14 protein-coding genes are annotated in these 15,213 nt (G+C 50.2%); 6 read left to right on the top strand and 8 right to left on the bottom strand.

The window, feature by feature from the left end; genetic code table 11:
• Positions 1–99: 99 nt before the first annotated feature.
• Genes AC58UW_RS17115 through AC58UW_RS17105 form a run of 3 tightly spaced genes read left to right on the top strand, consistent with a single transcriptional unit; the run spans position 100 to position 3,087 of the window.
• Positions 100–1,077: an ABC transporter substrate-binding protein gene (locus tag AC58UW_RS17115; RefSeq protein WP_497421831.1), complete on the top strand. Its 978-nt coding sequence runs from the start codon at positions 100–102 to the stop codon at positions 1,075–1,077.
• 4 nt (positions 1,078–1,081) lie between these two features.
• Positions 1,082–2,095 carry a FecCD family ABC transporter permease gene (locus AC58UW_RS17110; RefSeq protein ID WP_497421830.1) on the top strand — a complete coding sequence of 338 codons (1,014 nt, stop codon included), beginning with the start codon at positions 1,082–1,084 and terminating at the stop codon, positions 2,093–2,095.
• A gap of 50 nt (positions 2,096–2,145) precedes the next feature.
• On the top strand, positions 2,146–3,087 hold the full coding sequence (locus AC58UW_RS17105) for a FecCD family ABC transporter permease (protein ID WP_497422022.1): 942 nt from the start codon (positions 2,146–2,148) through the stop codon (positions 3,085–3,087).
• A 182-nt stretch (positions 3,088–3,269) separates the two neighbouring features.
• On the opposite strand, the gene AC58UW_RS17100 is transcribed toward AC58UW_RS17105, so the two are convergent.
• From AC58UW_RS17100 to AC58UW_RS17090, 3 genes are all read right to left on the bottom strand, one after another.
• Positions 3,270–3,710, bottom strand: coding sequence for a DUF6526 family protein (locus tag AC58UW_RS17100; protein ID WP_497421829.1), 441 nt, complete (start codon positions 3,708–3,710; stop codon positions 3,270–3,272).
• The gene (locus AC58UW_RS17095; RefSeq protein ID WP_477498136.1) at positions 3,707–3,934 is read right to left on the bottom strand and encodes a DNA-binding protein; all 228 of its coding nucleotides are present in this window, start codon (positions 3,932–3,934) and stop codon (positions 3,707–3,709) included. Before AC58UW_RS17095 ends, AC58UW_RS17100 begins: the two co-directional genes overlap by 4 nt.
• Positions 3,935–4,018: 84 nt before the next feature.
• On the bottom strand, positions 4,019–4,780 hold the full coding sequence (locus tag AC58UW_RS17090; RefSeq protein ID WP_497422021.1) for a GTP pyrophosphokinase: 762 nt from the start codon (positions 4,778–4,780) through the stop codon (positions 4,019–4,021).
• Between the two features lie 229 nt (positions 4,781–5,009).
• Here AC58UW_RS17090 and AC58UW_RS17085 point away from each other — a divergent pair, with 229 nt between their 5' ends.
• Positions 5,010–5,813 (top strand): hypothetical protein, encoded by an 804-nt coding sequence (locus AC58UW_RS17085; protein WP_497421828.1) that lies wholly within the window; start codon positions 5,010–5,012, stop codon positions 5,811–5,813.
• Positions 5,814–5,855: 42 nt separating this feature from the next.
• Here the strand turns inward: AC58UW_RS17085 and AC58UW_RS17080 are convergent, their stop codons facing one another.
• Positions 5,856–7,154, bottom strand: a complete 1,299-nt coding sequence (locus tag AC58UW_RS17080; protein WP_497421827.1) for an NCS2 family permease — start codon at positions 7,152–7,154, stop codon at positions 5,856–5,858.
• Positions 7,155–7,357: 203 nt separating this feature from the next.
• On the opposite strand from AC58UW_RS17080, the gene AC58UW_RS17075 reads away from it, so the two are divergent.
• A complete protein-coding gene (locus AC58UW_RS17075) occupies positions 7,358–8,167 on the top strand; it encodes an MBL fold metallo-hydrolase (protein ID WP_497421826.1) in 810 nt (269 codons plus the stop codon).
• Between the two features lie 430 nt (positions 8,168–8,597).
• On the opposite strand, the gene AC58UW_RS17070 is transcribed toward AC58UW_RS17075, so the two are convergent.
• The 4 genes from AC58UW_RS17070 to AC58UW_RS17055 all read right to left on the bottom strand — a co-directional run bounded on the left by AC58UW_RS17070 (position 8,598) and on the right by AC58UW_RS17055 (position 13,727).
• A complete protein-coding gene (locus tag AC58UW_RS17070; protein WP_497421825.1) occupies positions 8,598–10,736 on the bottom strand; it encodes a CocE/NonD family hydrolase in 2,139 nt (712 codons plus the stop codon).
• 12 nt (positions 10,737–10,748) lie between these two features.
• Positions 10,749–11,915 carry a dipeptidase gene (locus AC58UW_RS17065; RefSeq protein WP_497421824.1) on the bottom strand — a complete coding sequence of 389 codons (1,167 nt, stop codon included), beginning with the start codon at positions 11,913–11,915 and terminating at the stop codon, positions 10,749–10,751.
• 12 nt (positions 11,916–11,927) lie between these two features.
• Positions 11,928–12,902 carry an ornithine cyclodeaminase family protein gene (locus tag AC58UW_RS17060; RefSeq protein ID WP_497421823.1) on the bottom strand — a complete coding sequence of 325 codons (975 nt, stop codon included), beginning with the start codon at positions 12,900–12,902 and terminating at the stop codon, positions 11,928–11,930.
• A gap of 270 nt (positions 12,903–13,172) precedes the next feature.
• Positions 13,173–13,727: a CcdC protein domain-containing protein gene (locus AC58UW_RS17055; protein ID WP_497421822.1), complete on the bottom strand. Its 555-nt coding sequence runs from the start codon at positions 13,725–13,727 to the stop codon at positions 13,173–13,175.
• Between the two features lie 169 nt (positions 13,728–13,896).
• On the opposite strand from AC58UW_RS17055, the gene AC58UW_RS17050 reads away from it, so the two are divergent.
• Positions 13,897–15,165, top strand: a complete 1,269-nt coding sequence (locus tag AC58UW_RS17050) for an MDR family MFS transporter (protein WP_497421821.1) — start codon at positions 13,897–13,899, stop codon at positions 15,163–15,165.
• Positions 15,166–15,213 lie beyond the last annotated feature (48 nt).

Here is a 15,213-nt window from a genome sequence, read left to right as displayed (position 1 = left end):
TAGACATGCCGATTATGCAAATTAGACATGTCCTTACGCGGAAATTGAGCGTATTATTTCAAATGAGAATAATAATCATTGTCATGGGGGAGTCAACAAATGAAACACTATTTTACACGTTTTAGCCTGATCGCACTGATCACCGTATTTGCACTAAGCCTTGCGGCTTGCGGCAAATCGACGAATACCGAATCTGCAGCAGCATCCACTACGCCGGCTGCAGCCAGCGGGCAGCCTGCCGCGCAAGCAGGCGGTAAAATCACTGTGCAAGATGCTACTGGAACAATTGAACTGCCAAAGAAACCAGAGCGCATCGTTGCTATGGAGTTCGGATTCACTGACATCCTTGTCACACTAGGCGTACAGCCAGTGGGTGTTGCGGATGATGACAGCCCGGATCTTTTGATGGACTCTGTCAAAGCCCAACTCAAAACCTACAAGTCCGTAGGTTCCCGTTACGAGCCGAACATTGAACTGATTTCCTCCTTGAAACCAGATTTAATCATCGCGGACATCAACAAGCATAAGAATGCTATTGCTCAGCTAAAAGGTATTGCACCAGTTCTTGTATTGGATGATTTCCAAGCCGACTACAATCAAATGTTGAAGAACGTTGACATTATCGCCAAAGCTGTTGGTAAAGAAGATGAAGCCAAGAAACGTCTGGCTGAGCACCAAGCTAAAGTTGATACGGTGAAAAAGAAACTAACGGCTACAAACCTTCGTGTACTTCCAGCTGTTGTGAATCCCAAAGGATTCTTCGCACATTCGGATCACGCTTACAGCGGTTCTTTCCTAGCGATGCTTGGTTACGCTGATCCAGTAAAAAATGCTGCTGCCTATCCGCAAATTACACTTGAACAGCTCGTTGAAGCAAATCCGCAAGTTCTGTTCCTGATGCCAACTGAGAAAGAAACGATTGTTAAGCAGTGGGAAACTAACCCGCTTTGGCAGAAAATTGACGCTGTGGCTAACAAAAAAGTATTTACTGTAGAGCGTCGTGACTGGTCTCTATCGCGCGGATTCCTCGGATCCGAGAAGATTCTTGATGATGTCGTGAAGAATTTGGGGCAATAGTCCAATGAAGCCTATAACTGAGAAGCAGAGCCAGAAATGGCCTCTGCTCTTCCTATTTTCTGCCGCTGTTCTCGTGATGCTGATCGGCGTGATTTGCAACTTGAAGTGGGGGCAAGCCTATGTCTCCTGGCGCACTTTGTTCGAAGCAGTAACTTATCAGGGCAGCGATAAAGCCCATCTGTATATCCAAACGCTTCGTCTACCGCGCGCCATCATGGCGTGTATCGTTGGGATGCAGCTCGCTTTGGCCGGCATGTTGACCCAGCTCACAACCAAAAACCCGCTGGCGTCCCCGCATATATTCGGAATTAATGCCGGTGCGGCGTTAGCCGTTGTGATCGGGCTTGTCGCTTTGCCCCATTTCGGAAACTTCGGACTTATTGGCTTTGCCTTTGTCGGAGCTGCCCTAAGCGCGCTGCTAATCTGGTCGTTAGCAGGCTCAGGACGCCAGCAGTATGTGCGTCTGGCACTAGCCGGAATCACTATCCACTTCCTCATGTCTTCATTGACGGAAGGCTTCATCATTATGAATCAGCATGCCACGGACACCATGATTTTCTGGCTGGTCGGCTCCCTGAATCTAGCAGGGTGGTCGGATGTGCGGATCATTCTGCCTTTCTTCATAGGCGGGATGGTGCTGTTCACCCTCATGCTGCCAGCGTTTAAGCTGCTGCTGCTGGATGACGACATCGCGGCAGGCTTAGGCCAGCGCGTAAACATCGTGCGCGGCGTCAGTATCGTGCTTGTTCTCATACTCGCCGGCTCTGCCGTAGCCTTATGCGGCCCGATCGGCTTCATTTGCTTGCTAGTTCCACACATCGCTCGCGCTATGATTGGACCTAACTTGCCTATTCTAGGGCCAATGACCGCCTTGCTCGGAGGAATTTTGCTCGTCTATGCCGACTTTCTCAGCCGGTTCATTGCTTTTCCATTCGAATCACCGGTCGGCATCGTGACCGCTGTGATTGGCGCGCCCTATTTCATTTACTTGGCACGCAAGCAAGGAGGTGCGAAGTGAGAAGATTCACACACACATCCGCCCTCTCTCTGATCGTGGCTCTGGTTATCATGTTTGTATTAGCTGCGCTATATGTCCACGTAGGCGCCGTACGTATTCCGTTTGGCGAAGTGTGGTCCGGGTTAACGGATGCTCAAAGCCAGTCTTACTTCATCGTGCATCAAGTCCGCTTGCCCCGCGTCTTAGTTGCGATACTAGCGGGCTTCGGTTTAGCCGTCGGCGGCGTCATTCTGCAAGGCTTAGTGCGAAATCCGCTGGCCAGCCCAGACGTCGTGGGGATTACCAAAGGGGCCGGTTTCATGGCGGCAGCGGTGATCTTTCTGTTCCCCAAATCGCCAAGCTACGTCTTGCCGATTGCTGCTTTCACCGGCGCCTTCCTGGCCTTCCTGCTGCTCCTGCTGCTCAGCCGCCGGTTAACGCTCAGCCCCTCCACATTAGCCTTGGTGGGCGTAGCGATCGGTACTGTGTTCCAAGCCGGCACACAGTACTTGATTGTCAGGCACCCCAGCGATATCAACATGGCGCTGCTCTGGCTATCCGGCAGCTTATGGAGCCGCAGCTGGCACGATGTCTATACCCTGCTGCCGTGGATCGCAGTGCTCCTGCCCATCGTGTGGGCGAATTTTGCGAAGCTGAATGTGTTTCTGCTTGGCGACGACATCACCGCCTCGCTGGGTCTCAACGTCGCGAAGCAGCGCTTCCTGCTGCTGCTGCTTGCCGTTGCACTCGCCGGCATCTCCGTGTCGGCCGTGGGCGCGATCGGCTTCATCGGCCTGATCGCTCCGCACATCGCGCGCAGCCTCGTCGGCAGCCGGCACCAGTGGCTGATCCCGCTGGCGGCTGTCGTCGGCGCGGATTTGATGCTGCTAGGCGACCTGCTTGGCCGCATCATCATCCTCCCGCGCGAAGTGCCTGTAGGGATCATGACGGCCGTGATCGGCGCGCCATATTTTATTTACCTGCTGCGCAAGGAACGTCTGCGCAACAAATAAAGGGGCTCTCCCAGAATGTCAAATAATGACCATGCTGGGAAGCCCCTTCGCTTTTTATTCAAACCGCGCAGCCGTTCTGCAATCACGCGCATCATACTTCGCGAATAACTATTTTTCTATCCAAATAGATATTTTTCAACAAAAAAAGACACACCCCTCAGGGATATGTCTCTCACTTACAACTAAATGCGATAATCGTCGCTTCTCCAGCTCTTGATGGATTTCTTAATCGTATCAGACGACCATTGCCCGTCGGCCGCCTTCTCACACAGAGCAGGAAACTCTTCGTCAGAGGCAAAGCGCAGAGCAGCAATTTGACCAACCGTTAGTCTCGAATCCAGCAGCTTTTGGGTCAGCACATAGTGTCTGAGGTTCTCTTCTGCACGAATTGCGCGATCCTGAGCTTTCAACGGATAGGAACGAATCAGCACGAATACAATGACCACAATGATAGAAATGAGTAGAAAAAGAAACGAGGGCAGCAAGCGATCCCCTAATTGCACGGATCTAATTAGCTCTATGATCGACGTAACCAATAGAGCTAACGCTAGCAAAGAGAATACAAAGTGAAACAATGGATGCATTCTGCGGTGATTCGCATACGTTTGTTCGCCTTTTTTCATGATTTCCCCACAATCTCATCAATTTCGCTTTTCAATAGCAAGTAGCGATGAACACTCCTCATAATGGGCACCTTGGTTAAATTGTTTTTGTCTACATATTGCTTCATCTGATCTTTCGTGAGACCTAACGATTTCCCGGCTTCCATCACCGTTAATACAACTTCATTACTAGTCGCGTTAAACGTTGATTTCACTTTTTGATTCCAATCTTCAAATACCTGCATGTCCGAAGCAACACCCTTCTGTTCCAATCCTTTAATTATAACACAGAAGTGCTCAGACACCGCATCCATTTGTAGGATGTAATCTTACCTGCCGTCATCATCATTTAAAAGCTCAAGCAACGCCTGTGGCAGCGCAAACTGCTGGTTGTTAATGACAATCTTATTGAGCGCGTCGCTGGCCAAGATGTCGGACGTCTGCTCTTCTTTGATCTCTTCGATTTCCGCATGCAGGCGTTCCATTTGCAGATCCAGCGCAGATGCAGCGACGGCCGCTTGTTTAAGCTCCTCCAACAATCGCGCAGGCACAGCTTGATTGCCTTCATTGAACTTATAAAATATTTTATGCTCCAAGCTGGCCCAAAAGTCCATCGCAATTGTACGAATTTGAACTTCGATGCACACACTTTCCTGGCGATCCGTCAGATGCACCGGCACTTCCACCAGCAGATGAAGACTTTGATAGCCATTCGGTTTCGGATGCTTGATGTAATCTTTCTCACCCAGCACCTTCAAGTCGCTTTGGTTTTTGAGCATATTGGAGATGGCATAGATGTCGGAGACAAATGAGCATGTAATCCGCATGCCGGCAATATCCTTCACACAGGCTTTAATCCCTTCAAAAGACATGTCTCCTCCCTTCCTGCTGAGCTTATGAAAAATACTCTCCGGCGACTTCAAGCGGGACTTGGTATGCTCGATGGGGTTATATTCATGCAGCATCTCGAATTCCTGCACTAAGATTTCTACGCGGGTTTCCATGGCATCTAGCGCGAATTTGTAAGTCATCATAAATCTCGTAATTTCGTGCTTAAATCGTCTTAAATCATTCATAGAAAGTTGATTCATCATGGCAGTTCCATCCTTTGGTCGTGGTTATTTTACCAGTCTTACCTAGTGTAAAGTACGAATGGCCCCTGAGCAAATTTGGCGTTCGTATTGACACTTTGCAAGGTCGCTTGATATAGTACAGCTATCACATTTCGAGTAAATACTTACTTTGGGAAGCACCCGCAGGATAAGGCTTAGTCCTTTTCTTGCTGGTGCTTTTTTGTATTTCCTCGAAAGTTAAGGAGGCTTGTATCTGAAAATATTCACTTCGCTTCTCGCCGCTTTGGTCCTATTCTCAGCCCATTCCGGGCAGGCATCAGCGGCAGCTCCATTCAACTTCACTGCTGGACTCTTGGACAAAACGCTAGCCGCTTCGAGTCAATCTCAGGCCAATCGTATCCACTCTTTGCAGGACGAGCTGCTCACCCTTCAGAAGCAAGAACAAGAGTGGGATCATTCGATTACGTTGCAGCACAACCAAAATAAAGAAGCATTAGCAGCACTAGGCAAACAGTCGAAAGCAATCGATGCCGCCCAATTAGCCAAGCTTGAAGAGGATGTTCTGCGAACGAAAGAGCGTTACAAACCATTATTATCCCGTTACACCGCAATTAATAAACAAATTGAAGAGGTACGGCCGCTCAAAATTAAAAGCTTGAACACTCTGCTGCGCCTGCAGGCTACAGCATTGAAAGTTCCTGCCCAACTTGCGCGCGCAGACATTCAATCGAAGGAGAAAGCCTACCAAGCTGCCAAGGATAAGGCCTCCAAATCAACGAAGAACATGCGTGGCCGTCTCGAAGACATCGATCCGACTAACGTGCAGATTAAAGCAAAAATGAGCGCTGTGAATTCGTCTCGCAAAAGCTTGTCCCCGTTATGGAGCGCTTTTAAAAAGAGCGCCAAAAAAGGAGATGCGATAGGGGTCCAAAGCACCCTCAGCTCCATGGTTTCCCTCCTGCGTCAGATCAATGAGGAGAAACAGCGAATCTATAAGCTGGAGACCTCCGTCCGCGATAAACTAGCTGCTATTAAAAAAGACACCGGCTAGGGCGTCCTCTGTTACATTTTGTTTTTGAAAACTCAGTAAAACTCAATGATTGAAAAACACAATCTGAATAAAGAACAGCACCGCAAATAGATAAAAAATCGGATGCACATCGCTGCGTTTTCCGCGGAGCAGCTTCAATACCGGATATACGATAAATCCGATGCCAATTCCTGTTGCGATACTATAGGTCAAGGGCATCAGCACCACGATTAGAAAAGCTGGAAAGGCTTCCTCCAAATCCTGCCACTCTATTTTGCGCAGCACATTCATCATTAGGAAACCTACAATGATTAGGGCAGGAGCGGTAATGGCCGGAATGCTGGCAAGTACAGCTACGATTGGCGAGAAAAACAACGTTAAGGCTAGCAATACGCACACCGTGATCGCCGTCAGCCCCGTTCTCCCGCCAACAGCAACGCCAGAACTGGATTCAATATATGCGGAAGTCGGGCTCGTTCCAAGCAAAGCCCCCGTCGAGGTACCTATCGCATCGGCCAGCAATGCGCCTCTTGAACGCGGAAATTTATTGTCCTTGAGAAGCCCTGCCTGCTCGGCGACCCCAAGCATCGTTCCCGTTGTATCAAACAACGTAATCAACAAAAATGTAAAAATGACAGCATACATGCCGCCCGAAAAAACACCGCTGATATCTAGTTGAAAAGCCGTCGCTGAAAGCCCTGTCGGCGCTGAAATGAACGTCTCCGGCATCGTCAACAATCCCGAAAACCAAGCAAGTATAGCAGTAATCAACATGCCGAAGAACAAAAAGCCACGCACCTGGTAAGCCATTAGGATCAGCGAAGCGATAAGGCCAACGATCGTCAACGCCGTCATGGGTTCTCTAAGATCACCTAATGTTAGCAGCGTTGCGGGGGAAGCTATGATGACTTTCGCATTTTGTAAGCCGATAAATGTGATGAACAAGCCGATACCCGCAGTAATGGCATGCTTCAAGCTTGTGGGAATTGCGTCCAGCAGCATATATCGGAAGGAAGTCAACGATAGCACGATGAATAAGGCCCCTGCGACAAAAACAGCGCCAAGCGCAGTTTGCCAGCTCACACCGCTTCCGCCCACGACGCTAAAGGCAAAATACGCATTCAGCCCCATACCAGGCGCAAGCACGATCGGGTAATTCGCAAAAAGCCCCATAATCAGCGTCGCCACAATGCTAGCCAGCACTGTTGCAATGAACACCCCATGGAAGTCCATCCCTGCTTTATTTAGAATCCCTGGATTCACAATCACAATATAGACCATCGTCAAAAACGTCGTGACCCCCGCCATGATTTCCGTTGGGACCGTTGTGCCCCGTTCTTTCAACTTAAATAACGTGTTCATTGCTGATTACCTCCAACCACCGGGATTTGTTTTTTTATTCTTCCCTTTGTTTGGGACCTTAGCAATCATTTTTCTCCATTGACAGCGCTGCCAGGCGGGGATACAATTGGCACTAAACAACAAGAATTCAACAACATTTGTACAATAAACAACATTAAATGTTCATGAAACAACAGTGTCTACGCGCTAAGGAGGATTCATCCATGAAGGTTCATTTTCTGGGAACAGCGGCTTATGAGGGCATACCCTCGCTCTTCTGCCAATGCCCCACCTGCAAACAAGCCCGCGAGCGCGGAGGGAAAAACATTCGCTCCCGCACCTCCGTCATGTTTGACCATGACTTGAAGGTCGATTTCCCGCCCGATACCTTGATGCACTCACTTCAGTATGGACTCGATATGAACAGTGTGAAAGATTTGCTCATCACCCATTCGCACTCTGATCATCTATACGCTGAGGATATGGCCATTCGCGCAAAAGGTTATGCCCAATCAGGCGAGGATACTATGCATGTTTACGGGCATGATCTTCCTTTACGCCTCATTTTTCAAGCGCTGAATGGACTGGAGCACAACTATAACTTCCACCGTGTGATCCCGTTTCAGCAAGTCCAGACGCAAACGGCCACGATCGTTCCGCTGCTGGCGGATCACGATCCTCTTGAAACATGCTTACTCTATTCCATCGAAAAAAATGGAAAAACGGTCTTGTATGGCAACGACAGCGGATGGTTTCCAGATGAAACGTGGGCTTGGTTGAAGGATAAGCAATTCGATCTAGTCATTCTGGAATGCACAACAGGCCGAGTCGGGCACAGAAACAATCATATGAACGTGGATGCCGTACTCGAAACGAAAACATGGATGGATGAAGTCGGAGCATTGAAGCCGGGAGCAAAAGTTTACGTGACGCATTTCTCTCACAATGCCGGGCTTTTGCATGAGGATTTAGTTGAGATTTTTCAACCTCATGGGATTGAGGTTGCTTATGACGGCTTGATTGTGGAGGTGTAGCGGGAATCCGACTAACGCTTTTCTCAGGGGAACTGGAGCCCTCCTACAGAAAGTTTAAGATTCTTTCGTTCAGAAACAAAAATCCTGACGGGTCACCAGACTCCGTCAGGATTCGGTATTTGCTACTTTCCTAACCCCCGCCATCCCATCACGCTATTCACCGTACAGCCAACTTCCACTTCACCAGCCAGTAACAAATTTCAAGAAATTAGCGTGAACTGCGCTAAAGCACACTGAAAGGGAACTATGTTCCCCTATATGGAGGAAAAAGAGCTTTTTCCTCTCGGAGCGGAACTACAGGGCCTAATTTAGACCCTATGGTGCTTTTTCAAGGTGAAATCGGCGAAATAACGTACCCTAGTTCCCCTTACTCGTGAGAAACGTGAATTTTCAAAGAAATAGCGGACTGTAGTTCTCTAAACGCCCTTGCTTACAAAATAATCGGAAGCTTCACATGGCTAGGATACTCCTCCGAGTGGTAAATCGTTTGCTGCACAATCACTGGCTTCGGATTCTCATAGGGGTTGATGCCGGTATTCGTGTTGGGAAACGCGATAAACTTGCTCGAGGAAGTAACCGTGAACCGCAGCTGGTGGCCTTGGCGGAACGTATGGGCGATATTTTGCATAAATATCGCGTACTTTTCTACCTTACCTGGCGTAAGCAGCTCCGGAGCATCCAATCCACCACGGTACTTCGCCCGCACGATGTAATTCGAGAGCTTGATCGAATTGCCCTGCGCATCGACATCGCTTAAAGTAACGACCCAATCCGTGTCGACTCCCGTGCTTGCCGCATACAATTCACAAGACAGCTCGCCCGCTACGGTTAAGTCACTCTCCAGTACAGCGCTCGAGTACACGAGAATATCGCTGCGCAGCTCATGTTTGCGCATGTTCTCCGGCTCTCTTTCACCGCTGTCGGCTACAGGATCCTCGGGGTTATACACATACGTATCCGCAGAACTGTGCCGAGGAGGCGCCTCCATCAGCCCACCGTCTCCATGGCTGGAGTTGGCACGGCCATTACTCCCTAAATAAAAGTTCCTGACCCGCGCTTCCGCAGGCGTCCAATCCTCAGACGTTCGCCACTCGTTGCTGCCAACAACGTAATACTTCGCTCTTGGCTCTTGATCGATGCCGTTTGGCAGCCCTTTTAGAAACCTGTCGAACCAGCGCAGCACGTTTACGTCATAATCGTAAACAACTGCATCGTTGCTGAAGCTGGCACCGAGCAGATCTCTTGCTCGGTTAGGGCCGTGCTCCCAGGGTCCGAGCCATATTTTCCGGTTGGGGACGTCGTGCTTGGTCAGCATGCGCCACGTCTCCGAGACGCCTGCGCTGTCCCCGTCATACCAACCGGAAATGACGAACATCGGCACCTTAACCTGGTCGCCACGCTCCGTGAAGGTGCAATTTCTCCAGAAATCATCATACTCCGGATGCTCACTCCATAGATCCCAAGGGCCAGAGGCTCTGCCGATCATCTGCTGGGGTATCTCTCTGATCGGTCTGGCGTCCACAGCTTTCTCCGGATCAACGGTTTTACCTGCGAAAATATCAAAATCCGTCCTAGTTCCAACGGACTGCGCAAGCGTCCAGCAGAGCAAAGGCCAAGAACAAACGGTTCCGCCCTTGCGCACCGTATCCACGAACGGTGAGCCCACGTTCACTTCGTTGACGACCGCCTTCAAATTCGGGTGCCCACTCGTAGATGCAGCGGTCACAACATACCCGAGATAGGAGGCCCCCCACATGCCGACGTCGCCGTTTGACCATTCCTGCGACACGATCCAGTCGATCGTATCGGCACTGTCGTCCCGTTCGTAGAAGAACGGAACCAGCTCTCCCTCGGAATCTGCGCGTCCTCTGACATCCTGATTGACGACGGCGTACCCTTTATTCGCCCAACGCTTGAAAAACTCTTTTCGCAAGTTGCGATCATAGCACGTGCGAACGAGTATCGTTGGCAACCCCTGCGCGAATTGAGCACCCTCAGGAAGGTACACGTCCGTTGCCAAACGCACACCGTCCCGCATGGGAACGAGGAAGGTGCCCAGATCATTCACGCCGAATTCCGGTTTGGAGAGGAGCGGATCTTCGTACACCGCAAGCGGAGTCAACGCTTCGTACCCCTCCGCTACGAGCAACTCCATGCCGTACCGGTTCGGTGCCACGAACGCTATGATACGTCCATCCACAGTCACGATGTCGAGCGCCGTATCCTTCCGCATCGCCCAAACTTGAGATGTCATTTGTTTTCCATCTTCTCCCACTTGCCCCGCCACAAAAGCCGTATAACAAACATGCCGTGCATAAAGGTCGCCATTGCCAAGCGTAACCTCGTCTCCCTGCCAAACAGCCCCAGCATAATGCCCCAAGGACATCTTTATTTTAGCGAAGGGCAACATGTACGGCGTTCTCTCCTGCAGGACATTCTCCTGCATTTGTGTCCTCCTGCGAGCATCCACTCTGGCATGCATGATCCCATTTTCAGCAAAACGGATTTTCCCCTCATATACACCGGCACAATACAAATTGAACGTCATTGACTGAAAATATGTGCTCATCCCCGTTAACTCCTATCCCCAGACTTGTTCAAAAACACGCAGCCAGTTGCCGCCCATAATCTTCTGAATGTCCTCATCGCTATATCCTCTTGCAACCAAGCCACGTGTGAAGTTGATGAAATAACTGTACGTCTCCAGCCCCTTCACCGTCTCCGTCGACGGCCCGTCCCCTTTGGCAAAGCCAATTCTTGGCGCAATATGCTCTTTAAAATACACCAAAGACCACTCCACATCGCTCATCGGCCAATCCGTTCCAATGCCCACATGATCAACGCCGACCAGCCGAACCACATAGTCGATATGGTCAAGCACATGCTCAATTGTCGTCTCATTCGGGTCCTGATAGACGAACCACGGCATCGCAAAAATGCCAATTACGCCGCCGGTTCCAGCAATCGCCTGAAGCTCTTCATCGCTTTTGCAGCGCATATGGCCAAATAGCGCCTCGACGCCTGTATGGGAAGCGATAACCGGCGCTGCCGAAAGCCGGCAAGCATCCAGCGTCGTTTGTTTCCCGCAGTGGCTGGTGTCGACGATGATGCCCAGCTCGTTCATTCTGCGAATGAAGCGCGCGCCGAAATTGCTTACACCGCCATTAGCCTGCTCCGCACAGCCCGAAGCAATGTAATTCTGATTGTTGTACGTAAGCTGCAAAACACGCAGACCGAAATGATAGAGCGCGTCAAGCAAGGCGAGATTTTTGCCTAATCCGTCCGTTTCCTGCGCGGTTACGATGCCCGCTTTTCGATTGCTGCTTTTGGCGGCGCGAATATCTTCCGCCTTCAGCACTTTGACCATCCAATCCATCGTGTCGAATTGGCGCTGTATTTCGCCCATGCTGGTCACAATGCTCTCTATATTGGATACGTCCAATTGGCGGTTGCCCGCGGTAATGCCAGAACGATACCACTCGTCCTTGAACTCCGGGAGCTCCCCGCGAGCTGCCATATCGTGAATGATTTTGCTTGGCATACCGCTGTACACTATCGGCTCATCCCGGTAAGGCTCGCAGGCTTCACGGATGTTTTCGGAGATATGCGCAGGGATCGCTTTGGGCGACAAAGGCCCTTGGAACAGCAGATCAATAAGGATACTGCTTTCGTGAAGCCGGCTCGCACGGTCCTCCTGCTCTGGCGTTAAGTGAAAAGGATACAGTCCATCCTTGAGATTCGTCTTCATCTTTAATCGCTCCTAAAATGCAATTTGTGTGCCTTTATTCCTTCGAACCGCTTCTTGAACGATATAGTGAGCAGATGCCAGATCTTCGCAAGCTAGCCCCAATGATTTAAAAAGGGTAATCGCTGCGCTCGAACTCCTACCTGGCTTAAGCCCTACCAATAATTCCCCGATTTCGCCTAAAATGTGCCCATCCCCAATCGCCCCTTCGTGCAGGGGAATCAAATAATCTCCCGCTTCGTTCACGGCGGACTCCCGGCGATCGACGAACAACTCCGCTTGACGCACGAGTTCGGTATCCAGCTCTCTGTCCTTCGCCCGGCAGGCACCGACAGCATTGACGTGAGCGCCTTCCTTGATCCACGCTCCATGCATAATAGGCGTCGTCGACGCAGTGACTGTGCAAATAATATCTGCGTCCCGTACAGCCTGCGCCGCGGAAGATACAGCCTCGACAGGAAGGTTGTACCGACTTTCCGCCTCCTCTTTCAAGCTCTGGGCATGGGCCGGGTTCGGTCCCCATACCTTAATCCTCTCGATCGGGCGAACCAGTCTCATCGCCTCGATGTGAGTTCTGGCTTGCTCGCCTGTTCCGATCATCGCCAGCGTGCTCGCTTCCGGTCTCGCCAGCAGCTGAGTCGCCACCGCACTGACAGCCGCTGTGCGGATTGCGGTGATTTTGGTACCATCAACAATCGCTTCCAATTGACCGTTGGTTGAATTAAACAAAGAAACAAACCCTTGATGCGAAGGCATCCCTTTGGCATGATTATCCGGCAGCACCGTAATCACTTTGGCCCCAACTCGCTCTTCCCGCTTCAAGTAAGCCGGCATGAGACCCATAACATGATTTCCCTGCAATGGCACAACACTTCTTAGCGATTGAACCGCTTGTCCATTCGTCAAATCTGCCAAAACAGCCTGCATGATTTCAATGCAAGCTGACATGGACAGCAATTCCAGAACTTCGCGCTGATTGATGACTAGCATATCTGAATGATCACCCGCTTCGTTAGTACTTGCCCTTTAATTATAGCAAAATCCTTCCCTTATGGCTTGCAGCGCGCTCTATTTCACGTCCGCCTCGCCTACCGCCTCCATCGAAGCCGCGATCTGTTTATATCCCTTCACTCTTGAGGTCTGAATCTACCGCTGCAGCAATCCGAATCTTCTACTGATATATCATGAGCACTCTACCTTTCCGCCAAAATAAAAAAAAGGCCCAAGCTGCAAGCAGCCTGGGTACTCCTCTGTCACGATTTAGTTCACACTGGCTTTGCGGTATTTCATGAAACTGCCAATGCGCCAAACTGAAATGTATAAGTACGCCATTAACATAGTAAGAACCGTAAATTCGGTATAATCCAGCCCTTTAAAATACTGTGAAAGCACGATGCGAATCGCCAATACGGCAATGATCACATACTTGAAATTCTTGTTTGGCTTCGAGTAAACATAACCGTCTTCCCGCTTTTCATAACCGGTATGATACAACATAATACTGCCAAGCCCAATACCAAGCAGCATAGCGCACAACATCTCCCAGATCACAGGTAAATGAAAAGGATGATCAGGAATTTGCGTTAACGAGTAAATAGAAAAACCAAATAAAATAGGCAGGATAATGACAGGAATTAAAATCCCCATGCCTTTATTTTTGATCGGACGTGTTTTGCCCCGGGTTCTGAGCCATATGACCAGTATGATAACCAGTGCGCCAATACCATAGCCGACCAACGTTCCAGCATTCATGATAAAAGTCCCTCCTGTTGCCGCTTTTTTATATAAGTATACACGATCTATCACTGAATTCATTCAGACGCAGGGCATACTTCATCTCGGTCTCCAGACCGATACATTTCCCCGCATCCAACCTCCTTTTCGTGCGACTAATCCGATTATCCGCATGTCCTTCCTTCGTTTTGTTTATTTAGCAAGAATGGTAGTATGTAAGTAAACACTATCAACTAGAGGTAACAGCCAGATGAGAATGAGAGATTGGGATATTAATTTAAAAATCCGCCTTGGCGGAGAAACCGCTTTTAATGTTATTTTTTGGACCTTTTTTCCGTTTCTATCGATCTATTTTGCGAATTCCTTCGGCAAAGGCTGGACGGGCGTTCTCCTAATTTTGTCACAAATGCTGTCCGTTTTCGCCAACTTAATGGGAGGCTACTGCGCTGACCGTTTCGGACGCAAACGGATGATGGTCCTCGCGGCATGCGGACAAGGCGTCGGGTACGGCATCTTCGCTCTTGCCGCTTCGCCTCTGCTCGCGATGCCCGTTCTTGGCTTCATCGGGTTCAGCTTCGCCAGCATGTCCGGTTCCATCTATTGGCCTGCCAGCCAAGCGATGGTCGCGGATGTTGTGAAGGAGGAGCACCGCTCCAGCGTCTTTGCCATCTTCTATACAGCGGCGAACGTGTCTGTCGTTGTCGGCCCGCTGCTCGGATCTATCACATACGATGATAATCCATACATCGTGCTTATCGCTGCTTCGGTGTTCTGCCTTCTCCTCTCTTTGACGATGAGCCGCACCTTGTACGAAACGCTGCCGGAGAAGCTTGCCCTGCGCAACCGCTCCACAGCCGGTGAGCCTTGGTACCGATTCCTCGCCGCGCAGCTGCGGGACTACAAGATTATTGCAGCTGACCGCGTCTTCCTGCTGTTCATCCTCGCAGGTGTGCTGCTGTCTCAGACCTTCATGCAGCTGGATTTGCTGTTCCCTGTTTTCATGGAGGAAACCGTGAAGTTATCGACGATCTTCTCCTACGGCGACTGGAATCTGCAGTTATCCGGCAAGCAGTTGTTCGGCCTGATTGTATCCGAGAACGGACTGTTCGTAGCCCTATTTACCGTCATAGTTACCAAGTGGATGCTTGCTTACCGGGATCGCTACGTATTCATCGGCGGTGCGCTTTTCTATGCACTTGGCATCGTCATGTTCGGCCACATGTCCACCTTCTGGGGCTTCACCCTCGCGATTGCCGTGTTCACATTGGCTGAGCTTATGTCGGCTGGCCCTCAGCAAGCTTTCGTTTCCCGGCTGGCTCCCGAGCATATGCGCGGTCAGTATTTTGCCGCAGGCAGCTTGCGGTATACGCTTGGGCGCACCTTAGCGCCGCTGTCGATCCCGATCTCTTCATGGATCGGCTTCACATGGACGTTCATCCTGCTTGCAGGAATAGCAGTTATTTCAGCGGTCCTGTACAACATCATGTTCAACTTGTATGACCGACAGACGGCTGCTTAAACCAACTGTTCATTATACTCACCATGCAGCCAACTTCCCCACCACATG

The sequence above is a fragment of the Paenibacillus sp. J22R160 genome (assembly GCF_059692135.1).
This window is presented reverse-complemented; position numbering and strand designations above follow the sequence as displayed.

What these genes read in the sequence shown, in the direction of transcription:
- AC58UW_RS17115 (WP_497421831.1), top strand. Translation starts at nt 100, where the DNA reads ATGAAACACTATTTTACACGTTTTAGCCTGATCGCACTGATCACCGTA.
- AC58UW_RS17055 (WP_497421822.1), bottom strand. Translation starts at nt 13,727, where the DNA reads ATGAATTCAGTGATAGATCGTGTATACTTATATAAAAAAGCGGCAACA.
- AC58UW_RS17100 (WP_497421829.1), bottom strand. Translation starts at nt 3,710, where the DNA reads ATGAAAAAAGGCGAACAAACGTATGCGAATCACCGCAGAATGCATCCA.
- AC58UW_RS17050 (WP_497421821.1), top strand. Translation starts at nt 13,897, where the DNA reads ATGAGAATGAGAGATTGGGATATTAATTTAAAAATCCGCCTTGGCGGA.
- AC58UW_RS17075 (WP_497421826.1), top strand. Translation starts at nt 7,358, where the DNA reads ATGAAGGTTCATTTTCTGGGAACAGCGGCTTATGAGGGCATACCCTCG.
- AC58UW_RS17090 (WP_497422021.1), bottom strand. Translation starts at nt 4,780, where the DNA reads ATGAATCAACTTTCTATGAATGATTTAAGACGATTTAAGCACGAAATT.
- AC58UW_RS17080 (WP_497421827.1), bottom strand. Translation starts at nt 7,154, where the DNA reads ATGAACACGTTATTTAAGTTGAAAGAACGGGGCACAACGGTCCCAACG.
- AC58UW_RS17095 (WP_477498136.1), bottom strand. Translation starts at nt 3,934, where the DNA reads ATGCAGGTATTTGAAGATTGGAATCAAAAAGTGAAATCAACGTTTAAC.
- AC58UW_RS17105 (WP_497422022.1), top strand. Translation starts at nt 2,146, where the DNA reads ATGTTTGTATTAGCTGCGCTATATGTCCACGTAGGCGCCGTACGTATT.
- AC58UW_RS17110 (WP_497421830.1), top strand. Translation starts at nt 1,082, where the DNA reads ATGAAGCCTATAACTGAGAAGCAGAGCCAGAAATGGCCTCTGCTCTTC.
- AC58UW_RS17070 (WP_497421825.1), bottom strand. Translation starts at nt 10,736, where the DNA reads ATGAGCACATATTTTCAGTCAATGACGTTCAATTTGTATTGTGCCGGT.
- AC58UW_RS17065 (WP_497421824.1), bottom strand. Translation starts at nt 11,915, where the DNA reads ATGAAGACGAATCTCAAGGATGGACTGTATCCTTTTCACTTAACGCCA.
- AC58UW_RS17060 (WP_497421823.1), bottom strand. Translation starts at nt 12,902, where the DNA reads ATGCTAGTCATCAATCAGCGCGAAGTTCTGGAATTGCTGTCCATGTCA.